3 protein-coding genes are annotated in these 19,366 nt (G+C 71.4%); all 3 read right to left on the bottom strand.

Annotated features, from left to right (window positions below; translation table 11 throughout):
- A partial coding sequence (locus tag NG1_RS04850) for a non-ribosomal peptide synthetase (RefSeq protein ID WP_062968415.1) occupies window positions 1-16,055 on the bottom strand: 16,055 nt, incomplete at its 3' end.
- Between the two features lie 398 nt (window positions 16,056-16,453).
- Window positions 16,454-17,821: a GAF domain-containing protein gene (locus NG1_RS04855; protein ID WP_062968417.1), complete on the bottom strand. Its 1,368-nt coding sequence runs from the start codon at window positions 17,819-17,821 to the stop codon at window positions 16,454-16,456.
- 76 nt (window positions 17,822-17,897) lie between these two features.
- Window positions 17,898-19,361: a mycofactocin dehydrogenase MftG gene (gene mftG, locus NG1_RS04860; protein ID WP_062968420.1), complete on the bottom strand. Its 1,464-nt coding sequence runs from the start codon at window positions 19,359-19,361 to the stop codon at window positions 17,898-17,900.
- Between the last annotated feature and the right edge of the window lie 5 nt (window positions 19,362-19,366).

Genomic DNA, 19,366 nt, shown 5'->3' on the forward strand with positions numbered 1-19,366 from the left:
ACCGCCGCCACCGGGACGTGGCCGCCCAGTGCCGCGCCGAGCCGGGCCGCGAGCCGGGTGGCCATCAGGGAATTGCCGCCCCTGGCGAAGAAGTCGTCGTCGACGCTCACCGTCCGCACGCCGATGACCTCGGCGAACACGTCCGTGACCAGCCGCTCCAGCGCACCGGCCGGTGCGCGGGATGCCGCCTCGGCGAACACCGGCTCGGGCAGCGCGGTGCGATCGATCTTGCCGTTGGCGGTGAGCGGCAGCGCCGCGAGCACGACGACGACGGCAGGCACCATGTACCCGGGCAGCTGCGCGGCCACGGCCGTGCGCAGCGAAACGGCCGAGTCGGCGTACGACTCCGGATCCGCGTCGGGCACAGCGGCATACGCGATGAGCCGCGTTCCGGCGCGTTCGTCGGCCCGCGCCACCGCGACCGCTGCGCTCACCCCGGGCTGCCGCCGCAGAGCGGCCTCCACCTCGCCTAGTTCGATGCGGAAGCCGCCGATCTGCACCTGGAAGTCGGCGCGCTCCAGGTATTCCAGCGTGCCGTCTGGACGCCTGCGCACGATGTCGCCGGTGCGGTACATCCGCTCGCCCGCCGCGGCGCCGAGTTCCACCGCGAACGGATCGGCCACGAAGCGGTCCGCGGTCAGCGCCGGACGCCGCTGGTAGCCCCGCGCCAGCTGCGCGCCGGCGAGATACAACTCGCCGGGCACGCCGATCGGCGCGGGCCGCAATCGCGCGTCCAGCACGTAGACCCGGCTGTTCCAGACGGGCGACCCGATCGGGACGGTGTGCTCCGGCGGTGTGCGCACCGGGAACGCGGTGATCGACACCGCCGCCTCGGTGGGACCGTAGAGGTTGTCCAGCGCGGTCCCGGCGCGGTGGCGGCGCAGGAAGTCCGCGGCCGTGGCGGGCGGCAGCGCCTCGCCGATGGCGAGCACTCCGCGCAGGGTTTCCGGCAGCGCGGCTCCCGGCTCCACCGCCAGCAGCATGCCGATCAAGGCGGGAACGGCGTACAGCACGGTCACGCCGTGGCGGCGCAGCAGCGCGCGCAGCCGGTCCGGATCGCGTTCCGCGCCGGGTGCGGTGATGATCAGGCGTCCTCCGGTGACCAGCGGAGACCAGAACTCCCACACGGACAGGTCGAAGGTCGCGGGCGTCTTCAGCAGCACGGCATCGTTCGCCCCGAGGCCGAATTCCCTGGTCATCCAGGCCAGCTGATTCACGATGGCGACGTGCGGGATCGTCACGCCTTTGGGCAGGCCCGTCGAACCGGAGGTGAAGATGACGTAGGCCGGATGCTCCGGACGCAGCGCCCGCACCCGCTCCGCGTCCGTGATCGGGGTCGCGGCGAATTCGGCGAGGTCGAGTCGGTCGACTTCCATCGCCGTGCGGTTCGTTCCGGCCGGTAAGCCGTCGCGCGAGGTGGTCAAGAGCACGGCGGGAGCAGCGGTGGAGATGATGTGGACGATCCGCTCGGCCGGATGGTCCGGATCGATGGGCACATACGCGCCCCCGGCGCACACCACCGCGTACATGGCGACGACCAGTTCCGGCGAACGGCGCATCGCCAGCACGACCGTCGACTCCGGGCCGACACCGTGCGCGATGAGCTTGCGCGCCAATCGGTTCACCTGTTCGCCGAACTCGGCGTAGCGCAACTCGGCTCCGGTCGTCGCGTCCACCAGGGCGACCGCCCCGGAGCTGCGCGCGATCTGCTCGGCGATCAGATCCGCCAGCGTGGCGGGCGGGACCGGCTGCCGGGTCCGGTTCCATTCGGCCAGCACCAGTGACCGGTCGGTCCCGAGCAGATCGATGTCGCCGACGGGTAGGTCCGGGCGGACCGCTACCGTTTCCAGCACCCTGCGCAGCTGTGCGGCGAACCGGAAAGCGGTGGGCCGCTCGAACAGATCGGTGGCATAACGGAGGGCCAGCTCGATGCCGTCGGGCGCGCCGTCGGTGTCGTAGGCGTCCACCGCGAACAGGTGCAGGTCGAATTGCGCCACGCCGTTGTCGAAGTCGAGTTCCTCGACCTCGAGGCCGGGCAGCCGCAGCTGTCCACGCTCGTGGTTCTGGAACGAGTAGCCGACCTGGAACATCGGGTGCCGGGCGGTCGAGCGCACCGGGTTGAGCACTTCCACCAGGCGCTCGAAGGGCACGGTGGCGTGTTCGAGCGCCGCGAGGTCGGCGGCCCGCGCCCGCGCCAGGAGTCCGGCGAACGGCTCGCCGCCGTCGACGCCGACGCGCAGCACGAGGGTGTTGACGAACATCCCGATGACGTCGTCGAGTTCGGCCGCGCCGCGACCGGCCACCGGCGTGCCGATGGCGATGTCACCGGCGCCGGACCAGCGCGCGAGCAGCACCGCGAACGCGGTGTGCACCACCATGAACAGCGTCGCGCCGTGCCGCCTGCCGAGCGCGACGAGATCCGCGTGCAGCCGCGCGCCGATCGTCAGCGGCACCTTGTCCCCGCGCAGGCTCTGCTTCGCCGGACGAGGGCGGTCGGTGGGCAGCGCCAGCTGGTCGGGCAGTCCGGCGAGGGTCTCGCTCCAGAACGCGATCTCGCGGGCCGCCACCGAATCGGGGTCGTCCTCGGCGCCGAGCAGGGCGCGTTGCCACAGGGCGTAATCGGCGTACTGCACGGCGAGCGGCGTCCACTCCGGCGCCGTGCCGTCGCGGCGCGCGGTGTAGGCGAGCATCAGGTCCCGCACGAACGGCGCGATGGACGAGCCGTCGGCGGCGATGTGGTGCAGCACTCCGGCCAGCACGAATTCGCCGTGCCCGTCCGCGGGGCGCGCGCCCGCCCTGACCACCCGCAGCAGCCGCATCCGCAGCGGGACCTCGGCGGTGACGTCGAAGGTCGTCTCGGCCAGCTCCCGAATGCGCCGCGGTACCTCGTCTTCCGCGATGTCGATCGGCCGCAGCACCGGGGTGGCCTCGGCGGCGGCGGCGATGAACTGCACCGGTTCGCCGTCGACCTGCGGATAACGGGTGCGCAGCGCCTCGTGCCGGGCGACCACGTCACCGAGCGCGGCCTGCAACGCGGCCACGTCCAGTCGCCCGGACAGCCGCAGGGTCACCGGAATGTTGTAGGCGGTGGAGGACGGGTCGAACCGGTTCAGGAACCACATCCGCTGCTGCGCGGGCGACAACGGCATCCGCTCCGGACGCGGCGCCGCCAGCAGCGCGGGCCGGGTGCCGCCCATGGCCACCGTGCTCGCCACGACGGCCAGGTCCGCGACCCGGGGAGCTTCGAACAGCGCCCGGACCCCGACCGTCCGGCCCAGCGCCACGCCGATTCGGCTGACCGCCTTGGCGGCCAGCAGGGAGCTGCCGCCGAGCGCGAAGAAGTCGTCGTCGGCGCCCACGGGACGTGCCACGCCGAGTACTTCGGCGAACACCTCGGCCACGACGCGTTCGCTCGGTGTGGACGGCGGCCGGTAGACGGTCGATTCGAACCGTGGCGCGGGCAGCGCCGCACGGTCGAGCTTCCCGTTGACGGTCAACGGGATTCGTCGCACCGGCACGATCGCGGCGGGCACCATGTGCTCGGGCAGACGGTAGGCCACGGCTTGCCGCAGCGCGGCGGCGTCGATCGAGTCGTCCGAGTCGTCGACGGCCACCACATACGCCACGATGCGCGGTTCGTCCACCAGGTCGGCGCGCACCACCACGGCCACCTCCCGCACCGCGTCACAGGCGTCGATCAGCGCGGCCTCGATCTCGCCCAGCTCGATACGGAAGCCGCGCAGGTTCACCTGCTGGTCGGCGCGTCCGAGGTACTCCAGCTCACCGGCGGAGGTCCAGCGGGCCAGATCGCCGGAGCGGTAGGTGAGCGAGCCGTCGCCCGCGTACGGGTCCGCGACGAAACGGGCGGCGGTCAGGGCGGGACGGTGCAGGTAGCCGCGCGCCAACTGGCCGCCGGACACGTAGATCTCCCCCGGCACACCCACCGGCACGGGCCGCAACCGGTCGTCGAGCAGGCGAACGGTCAGTCCGGGCAGCGCCGTACCGATCACGCTCGACGACCCGGTGTGCCGGTCGATCTCGCGATAGGACACGTGCACCGTGGTCTCGGTGATGCCGTACATGTTCACCAGGCGGGGCGCGTCCGGATAGCGGGCGAACCAACCGGCCAGGCGCTGCGGCTCCAGCGCTTCGCCGCCGAATATCACGGTGCGCAGAGCGAATCCGGCTTCCGGTCCGGCCGCATCGGCGGCGACGAGCTGGTAGAACGCCGACGGCGTCTGGTTGAGCACGGTGACCCGCTCGGCGATCAGCAGATCCCGGAACTGCTGCGGCGAGCGCGAGGTGTAGTAGTCGACCACCACCACCGTGGCGCCGGTCGACAGCGGTCCCCACAGTTCCCACACGGAGAAGTCGAAGGCATAGGAGTGGAACAGGGTCCACACGTCCGCAGGCCCGAAACCGAAGCGCCGCCGCGTGTTGTCCAGCAGCCGAAGCACGTTGCGGTGCGGCACCACAACTCCTTTGGGCCTGCCGGTGGATCCGGAGGTGTAGATGACGTAGGCCACGTGTGCGCGATGCAGCGGGGCGCGCCGGTCCGCGTCGGTGACCGGCGCGCCGCTGAACTCCGTGAGGTTCGGCGCGTCGACGTCGATCACCGGTCCGCCGAACCAGCCGCGCGGCAACTCGGTGGCGGCTCCGGCGATCGCGCAGATCGGGCGGGCGTCGTCGAGGACGTATTCGATCCGGTCGTCCGGGTAGGCCGGGTCGATCGGCAGGTACCCGCCGCCCGCCTTGAGCACGGCGAGCAGGGCGACCACCAGTTCCGCCGAGCGGGGCAGCGCGACGGCCACCAGCGTTTCCGGCCCGACGCCCGCGGCCGCCAGCCGCCGTGCCAACCGATTGGACCATTCGTCGAGTTCGGCGTAGGACAGCGACCGCGCACCGTCACGCACCGCGACGGCGTCCGGGTCCAGCGCGGCGGCCCGCGCGAAACGCTCGGCCAGGTCGCCTGCCACATCGGCGATGTCGTCCCCGCCGACCGGCCATTCGTACAGCGCGCGGTGCTGTTCCTCGGCGCTGAGCAACTGGATGTCACCGACGACCACCGTGGGATCGGCGGCGATGGCGGCGAGCACCTGGGTGAACCGCCTGCCGAGCACGGCGATCGCCGACGCGTCGAAAAGGTCCGTGGCGTAGCGGATCTCGACCTGCATGCCGTCGGCGCGGCCGTCCCGGTCATTGGACTCCAGCACGGTGAACTGGAGGTCGAATTCGGCGACCGGCGCGTCGAACTCCTGCGCGCTCACCCGCAGGCCGAGCAGCTCGAACTCGGGCAGGGTGAAGTTCTGGAAGCTCAGCGCCACCTGGAACAGCGGATGACGGTTGCGCGAGCGGGTGGGCGCGAGCACTTCGACGAGACGTTCGAACGGCACGTCGGCATGCGAGAGCGCGTCGATGTCCTGGTCGCGCACCGCGTCCAGCACGGTCTCGAAGCGGGCTCTGGAGTCGACGGCGGTCCGCAGCACCAGCGTGTTGACGAACATGCCGACGAGCCGGTCCAGCGCCGCGTCGCCGCGTCCGGCGACCGGGGTGCCGATCGCGACGTCCGAGCCGCCGGACAGGCGGGCCAGCAGCACCGCCAGCGCCGCGTGCACCGTGCTGAACAGCGTGGTCTCCCGCTTGCGCGCCAGCTCGCCCAGTTCACTGTGCAGATCGGAGTCGATGCGCAGGCGGTGTGTCGCGCCGCGATGCGACGAGACCGGCGGGCGCGGACGGTCGGTGGGCAGCTCGAGCTGTTCCGGCAGGCCGTCCAAGGCGCTGCGCCAGTAGTCGAGCTGCCGCTCGGCGTCGGCGGAATCGGCCTGCCAGAGCGTGTAATCGGCGTACTGCACCGGCAGGGCGTCCCATGCGGGCGTGGCGGCGGCGCGGCGCGCCAGGTAGGCGGTCATCAGATCCTCGGCCAGCGGTCCGAGGGAGAATCCGTCCGCGGCGATGTGGTGCAGCACCAGGGCGAGCACATACTCCTGCGCCGCGTCATCGATCGCGAACAGCACTGCGCGCAGGGGTGTCTCGGTCACCAGATCGAAGGACGCGGCAGCCAGCAGCCGAAGCCGTTCCGGCAGTGCCGTTTCGGTCACCCGCACTACCGGAACGTCAGGCGTCGCCGAGGGCAGCACCCGTTGCTCGGGCCCATCGGGGCCGTCCGGGTAGACGGTGCGCAAGGTCTCGTGCCGGGCCACCAGGTCGGCCAACGCCGTGGTCATCGCCGCGAGGTCGAGATCACCCGAGAGCCGCAGCGCGACCGGGATATTGTCGATCGCGCCCGCTTGCCCGTCGGCGTGGAAGCGGTTGACGAACCAGATGCGCTGCTGGGCCGGGGACAGCGGAATCCGGTCCGGCCGCGGGAGCGGGCGCAGCGGTGCCCGACCGCCATCGCCGCGGTGCGATTCGGCCCGCGCGGCCAGTGCGGCGACCGTCGGCGCGTCGAACAGCGCCCGCACCGGCAGTCGGGTGTCGAGCGCGGCGCCGAGCCGGGCCACCAGCCGGGCGGCGGTGAGCGAGTTGCCGCCGAGGGCGAAGAAATCGTCGTCCAGCCCTACCCGGTCGACGCCGAGCAGCTCACCGACCGTGGCGGCGACGAGTTTCTGTACCGGTGTCGCGGGCGCCCGGAATCGCGCGGACTCGACCGCTGGTGCGGGCAGCGCGCGGCGGTCCAGCTTGCCGGAGGCGTTGACCGGGAACTCGGTCAGCACGACGTATGCCGAGGGCATCATGTATGCCGGTAACCGCCGGGTGAGCGTCGCTTCGACCGCGCCGAGGTCGACTCGCGCGCCGGGCGCTTCGATCAGGTAGGCGACGAGGCGCTCACCGGTTCCGGCGTCATCGCGCACCACGACGACCGCTTGGGCGACTTCCTCGAGGCCCGTCAGCGCCTGCTCGATCTCACCCAACTCGATACGCAGACCACGCAACTTCACCTGGAAATCGGTACGGCCCAAATACTCCAGTTCACCGTGCTCGGACCACGCCACCAAGTCACCCGTGCGATACATCCGCCCACCAGGCTCCCCGTAGGGGTTGGCCACGAACCGGTCACTCGTCAGATCCGGACGCGCCACATAACCCCGTGCCAGCTGGACACCGGCGAGGTACAACTCACCCGCGACACCCACCGGCACCGCACGCAGACGCGCATCCAAGACGAACACCTGCGTGTTGAACACCGGCGCACCGATCGGCACCGACTCGGTATCAGCATCCACAACCTCATGGAAAGTGACGTCGACCGCCGCCTCGGTCGGACCGTACAGGTTGTGCAACACAGCACCGGTCAACTCACGCAGACGATGCGCGGGCTTCGGCGGCAACGCCTCACCAGAAGCGAACACCAACCGCAACGAATCACACCGCGCCGCCCCGGCATCCGCCACGAACACCGCCAGCATCGACGGCACGAAGTGAGTGACGGTCACCTTCTCGGCGCTGATGATCTCCGCCAGATAGGCAGGGTCACGATGCCCATCCGGCTTCGCCACCACCAACCGCGCACCCACCTGCAACGGCCAGAAGAACTCCCACACCGACACATCGAACGTCGCAGGCGTCTTCTGCAACACCACATCATCGGCGGTCAACTCGTACGCGGACTGCATCCACACCAAACGGTTCACGATCGCCGCATGCGAGACAGCAACACCCTTCGGACGACCCGTCGAACCCGACGTGAAAATCACATACGCCGTATTCGACGCGGTAACCGTCCCGAGCAGGTCCGCATCGGACAGCGGTTCGTCGGCGTAGTCCTCGGTGTCGAACAGGTCGACATCCAGCACGGCCCACAGCCCGCTGCCGGTGGCCGGATCGGGCAGCTCGAGCCCGTCCTCGGAGCGGGTCAGCACGCAGACCGGACGCACCGTCCGCAAGACGTCGGCGACCCGCTCGGCCGGATGCTCCGGATCGATCGGGACATAGGCTCCTCCCGCCGCGAGCACCGCGTACAGCGCCACCACGAGATCGGCCGACCGCCGCATGCCCACCGCCACGGGCTTCTCCGGCCGCACGCCGACCGACACCAGCAGCCTGGCCATCCGGTGCACCCGGCGCGCGAACTCGGCGTAGCCGATCGATTCGCCCTCGAACCTCAGCGCGATCGCCTCGGGCGTCCGGGCCGCCTGCGCCTCGAACAGCGACACCAGCGTCGCGGCCGGGTCCACCGGGTGCCCGGTGGTGTTCCACGCGTCCAGGACGAGGGCGCGTTCGCCGGGACTCAGCACATCGATCGTGCCGAGGCACACCCGCGGATCGGCGACCACCGCGTGGAGCACCCGGTGCAAGCGCGACGCGAACGCCTCGACGGTGGCGGGGTCGAACAGATCGGTCGCGTATTCGAACACCGCGGCGAGCCCGGAACCGTCCGCCGCTTCCGCCACGGACAGGTGCAGATCGAATTTGGCGGTGCCCGTGTCGATATCGAGTCCGGTCGCGGTGAGGCCGGGCAGCTCGAGTTCGGTCCGCGCGGTGTTCTGCAAGTCGAGCATCACCTGGAACAGCGGATGCCTGGCCGCCGACCGCTCCGGCGCGAGCACCTCGACCAAGCGCTCGAACGGCGCGTCGGCGTGGGCGAAGGCGGCCAGGTCGCGATCGCGCACCGCCGCGACCAAGTCGGTGAACGTCAGATCGGCCCGGACGTCGGCGCGCAGCACGACCGTGTTGACGAACATGCCGACCAGGTCGTCGAGCGCGCGGTCGCCGCGACCGGCCACCGGGGTGCCGATCACGATGTCCCGCTGCCCGGACAGTGTGGCCAGCAGGGTGGCGAACGCGGCGTGCAGCACCATGAACAGCGAGGCGTTCGCCCCGTCCGCGATCTCGCGCAACCGGCGCTGGGTCGCGGCATCGATGGTGAAGGCGTGGCGCGCGCCGCGACCCGACGCGGCGGCCGGGCGCGGTCGATCGGTCGGCAGCGCCGACACGTCCGGCAGGCCGGCCAGTTCCCCCTGCCAGAACCGGATCTGTTCGGCCAGTACCGAATCCGGGTCGTCCTCGGAGCCGAGGCTCGCCCGCTGCCACAGCGCGTAGTCGGCGTAATGGACGGGCAGTGGCGTCCAGTCGGGTGCGCCGCCCGCGCGGCGCGCGTGGTAGGCGCGCATGAGATCACGGGTGAGCGGTGCGAGCGACCAGCCGTCGGCGCCGATGTGGTGCAGCGTGACGACGAGCACGTGCTCGTCGTGGCCGAGGCGCAGCAGTACCAGGCGCACCGGCGGCTCGCGATCCACCCGGAATGGCGTGGCCACCACTTCGCGAACCCGCTGCATCAGTGCCTGCGCGCCGATCGTTTCCACGACCAACTCGACCCGCGCCTCGTCGACCGGCAGCACCAGTTGATACGGGATACCCTCCGCCGCGGGAAAAATGGTGCGCAGCGACTCGTGCCTGGCGAGCACGTCGGCGACCGCTTCGGCCAGCGCCGTCTGCTCGAGCGCGCCGCGCAGCCGGATGGCGGCGACCAGATTGTCGGCCACCGACGCCGCGTCGAACTGGTTCAGGAACCACATGCGCTGCTGCGCGTAGGACAGTGGAACCAGCGTGGGGCGCGGCCCGGCGACCAGCGGCCCCCGGTTACGCGCCCTGCGGCCGCCGGACAGGTGCGCGGCCAGCGCCGCGACGGTCGGATACTCGAACAGCGCGCGCACCGGCACCTCGGTGTCCAGCGCGTCCGCCAGACGGGCCGCGATCTGCGTGGCGACCAGCGAATTCCCGCCCAGTGCGAAGAAGTCGTCGTCCGCGCCGACCGGATCGACGCTCAGCACCTGCCCGAACACCGCGGCGACGGTCCGCTCCTGCGGCGTGCCGGGCGGGCGGAAGGTCTCGGTGACCGGTGCGGGATCCGGCAGCGCCCGGCGGTCGAGCTTGCCGGAGGCGGTCAGTGGCATGGCGTCCAGCGGGACGTACGCGGTGGGCACCATGTACGAGGGCAGCACCCGGCGCAGCCGTTGCGCCAACTCCGCGGCGAGCCGTTCGGGCGCGACGGCGCCGACCACGTAAGCGGCCAGCGTCTCGCCGGACGGCTGCGCGACGACCCGCACCGCCGCGGCGCGCACGTCGTCCATGGCGAGCAGGGCGGCCTCGATCTCGCCGAGTTCGATCCGCTGGCCGCGCAGCTTCACCTGGAAGTCGCCGCGGCCCAGATACTCCAGCGCGCCGTCGCGGCGGCGACGCACCAGATCGCCGGTCCGGTACATCCGGCTGCCCGCCGGCCCGTACGGGTCGGCGACGAAACGCTCCGCGCTCAGGTCGGCGCGGCCGTGGTAGCCGCGCGCCAGCTGCGCGCCGGACAGGTACAGCTCGCCGACCACGGCGTCCGGAACCGGTCGCAGCCGCGCGTCGAGGACCATGGCCCGGCTGCCCGGCACCGGACGCCCGATCGGCGCGGGACCGCTCGCGGCCGGGTCGACGGGGGCGTGCGTGGCGTGCACGGTGAATTCGGTGGGCCCGTAGAGGTTGTGCAGCCGCGCGGGGCTCACCGCGGCGAACGCGGCGGCGGCCTCACCGGTCATCGCCTCGCCCGCCACCAGCACGGTGCGCAGGGACGCGATCGCCTCCGGGGCCGCGGCGGCGGCGAACACCGTGAGCATGGACGGAACGAACGAGGTCATCGTGACCCGGTGCGCGGCGATGGCCGCGGCGAGGTACCGGGGGTCGCGGTGCCCGTCGTGGGCGGCGACGACCATCCGCGCGCCCCGGGTGAGCGGGGCGAACAGCTCCCACACCGAGACGTCGAAGGTGGCCGGGGTCTTGAACAGCACCACGTCGTTCGCGTCGATCCGGTATTCGCCCGCGATCCACTCGATCTGGTTCACCGCCGAGTCGTGTTGCACCGCGACGCCTTTGGGACGGCCGGTCGAACCCGAGGTGAAGATGACGTACGCGACGCCGGACGCGCGCAAGGGGGCCAGGCGGTGCGCGTCGGTGACCGGGGAGTCGGAGTAGTTCGCGAGATCCGGGGAGTCGGCGGCGATGATCGGTGTCGCCGGGCGCTCCGCGAGCGCGCACCGATCGGCGAGTTCCGCCCCCAGGTCGTCACCGAAACGGGCAAGCACGCAGACCGGGCGAGCCTCCGCGATCACCTGCGCGATCCGGGCCGCGGGCTGGTCGGGGTCCACCGGCACATACCCGCCGCCCGCGGTCAGCACCGCGTACGCGGCCACCACGAGGTCGGCCGAACGCCGCATTCCCAGTACGACCATCCGCTCCGGGCCGACGCCCGCGACGATCAGCCTGCGCGCCAATCGGTTGACCTCGCCCGCGAACTCCGCGTAGGTCAGCCGCCGTTCATCGTCCAGTACCGCGACCGCGTCCGGGGTGCGCCGCACCTGCGCCTCGAAGGCGGTGAGCAAGGTCGCCGCCGGATCTCGGGCGCCCGGCTCGGCCTGCTCCGCCGCGAGGGCGCGCGCTTGCTCCGCGTGGTCGAGAAGGGGCAGATCGCCTACCGCGATCCCGGGATCGGCTGTGGCCGCCCACAGGAAGCGGATCAGCGCGCGGGCGTATCCGGCGACGGTGGCTTCGTCGAACAGATCCGTGGCGTAGCAGAATTCCGCGGGAACCCCCGCCGGTGCCGAACCTTCCCCGAGTCCGGCGCCGGCGGAGTTCTCGGTGACCGTGAGCTGGAGATCCAGCTTGGTCACTCCGGTGTCCAGGGTACTGGTGGCGACCGACAGTTCGGGCAGTTCGAACTCGATTGGCTCGGCATTGTCGAAGGCGAGCAGCACTTGGAACAGTGGGTGACGCGCCTGCGAGCGCGGTGGATCCAGCGCGGCGACCACCTGCTCGAACGGCAGCTCGGCATGCCCGAAGGCGGCGAGGTCCTGTTCCCTGACCCGCGCCAGCAGGGCGGAGAACGGCTCGGCGGCGTCGACCCGGGTGCGCAGTGCCAGGGTGTTGACGAACATGCCGATCAGGTCGTCGAGGGCGCGCTCGCCACGACCGGCGACCGGGGTGCCGATCACGATGTCGCCGCTGCCGGACAGTCTCGACAGCAGCGCGGCCAGCGCGGCGTGCGTCAGCATGAAGGTCGAGATGCCCTGTGCGCGAGCGAGTTCGCTCATCCGAGCGGCCAGTTCGCCGGGTAGCTCGAAGCCGAACACCGCGCCCCGGCCGGAGGCGACCGCCGGGCGGGGGCGATCGGCGGGCAGGTCGAGCTGGTCGGGCGCGCCCGTCAACGTCCCGGTCCAGAACGACAGCTGGGTGGCCGCGAACGGATCGTCCGGGGAGCCGAGCAGTTCGTACTGCCAGAGGCTGTAGTCGGCGTACTGGACCGGTAGCGGGGCCCAGGCGGGCACGACGCCGCCGCGGCGCGCCGCGTACGCGCTCATCACGTCGCGGGCCAGCACGCGCAGTGACAGACCGTCGGCGGCGATGTGGTGCAGGACCAGCGCGAGCGCGTAACCGCCGTCGTCCACCGCGAAGATCCGGGCGCGGAGGGGAATCTCGCGTTCCAGGTCGAAGCCCCGCGTGGCGAACGCGCTCAGGCGCCCGTCGAGCTCGGCGGCGCCGATCGCCTCCGGCGCGCCCGCCACCTCCGCCACCGACAGCACGATCTGCCGTGCGGCCGGGCCGCCGTTGTCGCCGGGCAGCAGCGCGGGGAAGATCGTGCGCAGCACCTCGTGCCGGATGACCACGTCCTCGAGCGCCTGCCGCAGGGCGGTGAGGTCCACCGCGCCGCGCAAGCGCACCACGAACGGCATGTTGTAGCTCGCGCCGGATCGCTCGAACCGGTTGAGGAACCAGATGCGCTGCTGCGCCGGAGAAAGCGGAACCAGCGGCGGCCGTGGCCGTGCCCGCAGCTGCGCGACCAAGGACGCGCCGCCGGATCCACCGGCCCGCTCGACGAGTGCGGCGAGTTCGGCCACCGTGCAGGCGGCGAACACGTCGCGGACTCCGAGCGGGCAGTTCAGGTCGGCGGACAGCCGGGCGGCGACCTGCGTGGCCACCAGACTGTTTCCGCCGAGTGCGAAGAAGTCGTCGTCCCGACCGACCAGCTTGTTACCGAGCACTTCGGCGAACACCCGCGCGACCGCGAGCTCCACGGCGGTGGCGGGCGCGGTGTAGCCGGTCGACGCCCTGCTGGGAGCGGGTAGCGCGCGGCGATCCAGCTTCCCCGAGGCGTTCACCGGCAGTGTGTCGAGCACCACGCAGGCGGCGGGCACCATATATCCGGGCAGCGCCTCGGCCGCCGCGGCGCGCAGCCGGTCCGTGCGCACCGCACCCGGCTCCGCTTCCACGACGTAGGCCACCAGCTGCTCGCCGACGCCCGCGTCGTCGCGCAGTACGACCACCGCGCGGTCCACCGCCTCCACCCGGCCGAGCACGGCCTCGATCTCGCCGAGTTCGATGCGCAGGCCGCGCAGCTTCACCTGGAAGTCGGTGCGTCCGAGGTACTCCAGTTCGCCGTGGGGAGTCCATCGCACCAGGTCACCGGTGCGATACATCCGCCCGCCCGCCCGCGCGGGCCGGTCGCCGAACGGGTCGGCCACGAACCGCGCCGCGGTCAGTTCCGGTCGCGCGACGTAGCCCCGGGCGAGCTGTACCCCCGACAGATACAGCTCACCCGGCGCCCCGACCGGTACCGGCCGCAGCCTCGAATCGAGGACGTAGAGCCTGGTGTTGAACACCGGCGCGCCGATCGGCACCGAGAGGGTATCGGTGTCGGTGACTTCATGGAAGGTGACGTCTACCGCCGCTTCCGTGGGACCATACAGATTGTGCAGGCGCGCGCCGGTCAGGGCGCGCAGCCGCTGGGCGAGGGCGGCGGGCAGCGCCTCCCCGGAAGCGAACACCGTACGCAGCGACGTACGGTACGCGTCATGCCGGTCCGCGAGGAAGGCCGCGAGCATGGACGGCACGAAATGTGCTGTGGTGACGCCGAATTCGTCGATCGCCCGGCGCAGATAAGCGGGATCGCGGTGCCCGTCCGGCTGGGCGAGCACCAGCGTCGCGCCGATCTGCAGCGGCCAGAAGAATTCCCACACCGACACGTCGAACGTCGCCGGAGTCTTCTGCAGCACAACATCTTTCGCGGATAGTCGATAGGTCTGCTGCATCCACACCAACCGGTTCACGATCGCGCGATGGGTGATCGCGACGCCCTTGGGCAGACCGGTCGATCCCGAGGTGAAGATCACATACGCCGGATGCTCGGGTCGCAGGGCCGCGACGCGTTCCCGGTCCCACACCGGCGCGGCGGCGACGGCTTCATCGCCCCGGTCCACCCGCAGCACCGGCAGGCCGGCCGGTACGGGCGGATGAGCGTCCCCCGCGGTCAGCACGCAGGCCGGACGGGCCGTGGCCAGGATGTGCGCGGTGCGCTCCGGCGGGTGATCCGGGTCCAGCGGCAGGTAGGCGCCGCCCGCCGCGAGCACCGCGTACATCGCGATCACCAGTTCCGGCGAGCGCGGCAGATGCAGCGCCACCACCGTTTCGGGTCCCACACCCAGCGCGATCAGCGCCCGCGCGAGCCGGTGGCTGCGCTCCGCGAGGTCGCGGTAGGTCAGGTCCGGCGCACCGGCGGCCCGCAGCGCCACCGCGCTCGGCGTGCGGGCCGCCTGCGCCTCGAACATCGACACCAGCGTCGCCATGGGAGCCGAGCCCGCCGAGCGGCCCGGCAGCCGCGCTTCCACGTCGAAACCCGTCTCGTTCCAGATCCGGGTGCTGACCTCGAGTTCCAGCTCGGTCGCCACGTCGACGTCGGCGAGCGCGGTATCCGGCTCGGTGGCGACCAGACGCTCCAGGTAGCGGAGGAACCGGGCGTGCTGCCGTGCGGTGTCGTCGGCGGTGTAGAGATCCGGGTTGGCCTCGAAGTCGACGTGCACCCGGTCGCGGTCGCCGTAGTAGACGTTGAGGCCGAGGTCTTCCACCGGGCCGGTGGACAGCACGTGGTAGCGCCCCACGGTCGCGCCGAGGGTGAGATCGGTGCGGAACAGCATGATGTTGGCCAGCGGCCCGAACAACCCGCGGTGCGCGTGACCGGCGACGTGCTCGGCGTCGCGCTGGATGTCCTCGTGCCGGTAGCGCTGGTGGCGCAGCGCGCCCGCGACCTCGACGCGGGTGGCGCGCAGCAAATCGCCCCAGCTCCCGCCGACGGGCAACCGCAGCGGCACGATGTTCGACAGCATGCCCGCCGAGCGCCGCAGCGCCGCGGTGATGCGCGCGGTCACCGGCAGGCTCAGCACCGCCTCGTCCCGGTCGGTCAGCCGTCCGAGGTAGGCGGCGAACGCCGCGAGCAGCACCACCGCGATCGTCGAATCCTGGCTCGCGGCAAGGGAGCCGATCCGCTCGACCAGCTCCGGGGCGAGCGCTCGCCCGGCGATCCGGTTGGTCGCGCAGCGCGGCGCGCAGCGACCGGCGAGGCCGGTCGCGCCGTCCAGCCCGGCCACCCGCCCCGCCCAGTGCGCGCGATCGGACTCGAAACGGGGGCTTTCCCGGTAGGCGAGTTCGGCCCGGGTCAGCGAGGCGAGCGTCCCGGGCCGCACGGCCTCGGGTTCGGCGCCGAGCGCCCGGGCGGTGTACAGCTCGGCCACCCGCATGGTGTTGGTCAGCGCGCCGTAGCCGTCCAGCACGATGTGATGGACCCGCAGGTACCAGAAGTACCGCCGCTCGGCGACGCGCAGCACGGCGCCCGCGAACAGCCGGTCGGCGAGCAGGTCGACCGGCGCGCTCGCGTCCGCGCGCATCCAGTCGTGCGCCGCGGCCACCGGGTCGGCCTGGTCGCGCAGGTCGATCAACGGAATGTCGACCGAGAGCCCGGGGTCGACGTACTGGTGCGGGATGCCGCCGGATTCGCCGAGCCGCACCAGCGCCGACTCGTACTCCCGCGCCGCCTCGTCCGAGACCTCCTGCAAAAGAGCGGCATCCAGCTCGCCGCGCACGTCCACGTACTGGGCGACGTTGATCGGCACATCCGGCTCGAGCAGCTGCGCGTACCAGACGCCGAGCTGGGCGGGCGCCAGGGCGAACGGCTCGGGGGCGGCCTGGGACGGCTTCGGCTCGACGGAACGCTGCGGCAACGCGCTGTACCCACCCAACTCCGTATCGTGCACCAGAGCCTCCTACTCGGCGAAAGAACCGCTGTCCGAACGCTTTTGGGCAGCACGAACAAGCCGCTACACCCGGCTGCCCAGTCCGGGCGCATGGCGTGAACACCACGTGCGATTCGATGAGAAGCGCGAGCGATGCGAAGGGCATCGCGCGGAATTCGGCAGATCCTCCAACGTCATCGCCGTGGAGCGGACGCCACGGCTTATGTCAGCTACGTCACACGGTCGTCATCCGTGCAGTGCGAACATTAGGCGCTTCCGTAATAAAAAGGAACTATTTGCACTAAAAACTTCTGGACAGACGTCCAATGCGGCTACCAGCGGCGGAAGTCCAGGACAGACCTGGGCGCGCGACCGCGTTCGATCACGGCGAAGCGTGCGCACACCGATGGCTGTGGAGATTATGAGCCGAAACGTTGCATTCGCGTTGCATCGGCGCCGAGGCGGCGATCCAGCACCCGGATCTTGGCCTCGATCTGCGCATACAGCGGCGAGTCACGATCCACCGTGGCCCGGTAGGCCGCCCATGCCGCGGCGTCGTCGCGCCCCTCCGGGCAAGCGGTCCACCGGCGCAGCGCCGCGGCGTCTCCCGATCCCAGCACCGCGGTACGCAATCGCACCCGCAGTTCGTCGCGAATGTCGATGATTCCCGGCGCGCTCGAACGCGGCAGCACCGGCCCGGCATAGAGCCGTAATGCGGAATCGACATCACCGGAGTCGAGCGCGGCGCGCAGCGCCTCCACATCGGTTGCGAGGGGAACGCGGAGACGGTAAGGCCGGGAGCCGAACACGGTCGGGCCGACCACCGCCCGCAACCGGGACACGGCCGCGCGAATGGTGCCGGTGTCCAGATCGGTGTCGTCGAGCAGCAGCGCGAGATGATCGGCGCCGAGCCCCTCCGGATGTTCGGCCAGCAGCAACAGGATCTCGGCATGCCGCTGCGACAAGGGCACGCGATCATCCGCGACGCTCAATTGCGGCTGCCCGAGGCCGAGCACATCGAGCGCGAGCCTGCCCGCCGGATGCGGCGGCGCCGGGTCGCGTCTGCCGCGACCCGTTCCGCGCTCCCCGGACCGCATCGCGGTGAGCAGCAAGTCCATTTCCGCGGCGGTGGCGGTGGCCTTGACCAGCGCGAGGATCTCCGGTTTGGCCACGCGGACGCCGCCGGCGATCATCAGCACGCCGACCAGCCTTCCGTCCGGATCGTGCACCGGCGCCGCCGCGCCGGTGAGCTGGTGCATCCGGTGCAGGAAGTGTTCCGGGCCGTGGATCCAGGCGGCGCGCCCGGTGCGCACCACCAGGCCGACCGCATTCGTGCCGATCCGGCGCTCGCTCAGATCGTCGCCTGCGCGCAGGCCGATCTGCGCGGCGGCCGCGACCTGCTCGGCGCCGCCGTGCACCGAGAGCACCCGGCCGAACTGATCGGCGACCACGACGATCAAACCCGTTCTGGCCGTGTCCTGTACGAGCAATTTGTCGATCAGAGGCATCAGGGCGGCAATCGGATGGGCCTGGAGATAGCGCTGCAAATCGGCCCCGCGCAGGCCGCGACCGTCGACCGCGTCCATCGGATCGATCCCGCCGCGCACGCTGCGCAGCCAGGACTCCAGCACGGCAGGGCGCAACAAACCGGCGAGCCGGGCAAGTTGATCGCCGCCCGCGCTGAGATATCCGTGCGCCTGCGCGGCGTAGACTTCGAGCGCACCGAGTTGGGCGCCCGGCTCGACGCCCGGCCGTGGGGGTCGCCCACCTGCGATGTTGCTGACCATTTGCCTTTCTTTCCGCCCCAAACTGTACCGGCGCATACCGGGCGGCACCGACCGATGTTCGGGTTTGTCCGCCAGGTCACACCCGATGCCGACCCCGGCAATGCGCGGCCACCTTTTCCGCGATCATCATGGTTGTGGCCTGCGGCCCACGACCCAGTGGCACCGGCACGACGGACAGATCCACTATCGACAACCCGGTTACTCCGTGCACCCGGCACAGCTCGTCCACCACGGCCGCCGCGTCGTTTTCCCGGCCCATTCGGCAGGTGCCGGATAAATGTTGCGAAGTGGCGAGATTCGCGCGTAACCAAGCGTCGAGATCCCCGGTCCGCGGAATCGGATCGACCGGCCGCGCGTTCATCCGGCGCAGCAGCTCGCCCGCGGTCGCCACCGCTTCGCACAGCCGGGCACGATCCGTCTCCGCGGCGAGGTATCGATAATCGATGAGCGGCGCGACGCCCGGTTCGGCCGATCGCAAGCGGAGCGTCCCGGAGGACCGCGGGCGCATCAGCGTGACGCCGAGCCTGCGCACCCCGGGGGTGAAGGACACGGCGTAGGGGCGGATTTCGACATCGCCGACCTCGAGCACGGTCTCCAGCGGGACGGTCGGCGGTTCGGCCAGGTCGAGCAGGTAGGAGATCCCCACTTCCGGATGGTCGCCGAGCCAGGCGCCGACCGGTGCGGCGTGCACGACCGGGATGCCGAGCGGTCGAAGCTGCCGCGGGTCGCCGATGCCCGAACGCAGCAGCAGCGCGGCCGACTCGATCGCCCCCGCGCAGAGCACGATGCGGTCGGCCCATTCGACGCCGCTCTCGCCGTCGCGGAGCCACTCGACGCCGACCGCCCGCGTCCCGTCGAAACGGACGCGCGTGACCAACGTTTCTCCGCGCACCGTCAAGTTCGGGCGGTCCAGAGCGGGCAGCAGATAGCCGATGGCCGGGCCGATCCGCCTGCCGTGGTCGCGATTGCACGGCACGCGGCCTACACCCTCTCCGCTGTCGGGGGCATTGAGATCGGGCACCTCGGCGAACCCGGCGGCGAGGCAGGCGTCCGTGAACACCGCACTGACCGGGGCGGGATCCGCGGTGCGCACCACCGGAATCGGGCCCCGATCACCGTGCCAAGGTCGATCGCCGAAGTCCAGGTCGCGCTCGGTCCGGCAGTAGAACGGCAGCACCGCGTCCGACGACCAGGTGTCCGAGCCGCCGAGCACCCGGTTCCAGTCCTCGAAGTCCGCCGCCGTGGCGCGGACGAAGTAGCCGCCGTTGACCGCGCCCGACCCGCCGATCACCTTGCCGCGCACGATGGTTCCCGGCACGGGCGGGTCCCCGGCGAGAACGACCTCGTAGCGCCACAGCCACCCCACTTCCGGTCCGATCGGCAACGCCGCCGCGTCCAGCAACTCGGCGGGCATCGCGTCGAGGCCCGTCCACAGCGGACCGGCCTCGAGCAGCCGCACCGCGTGCGCCGGATCGGCGCTCAACCGCTCCGCGAGGACACACCCGGCGGTACCGCCCCCGACGATGAGTGTGTCGGCCATTCGGA

This window comes from Nocardia gamkensis NBRC 108242, from assembly GCF_001612985.1.
GTDB lineage: Bacteria > Actinomycetota > Actinomycetes > Mycobacteriales > Mycobacteriaceae > Nocardia > Nocardia gamkensis.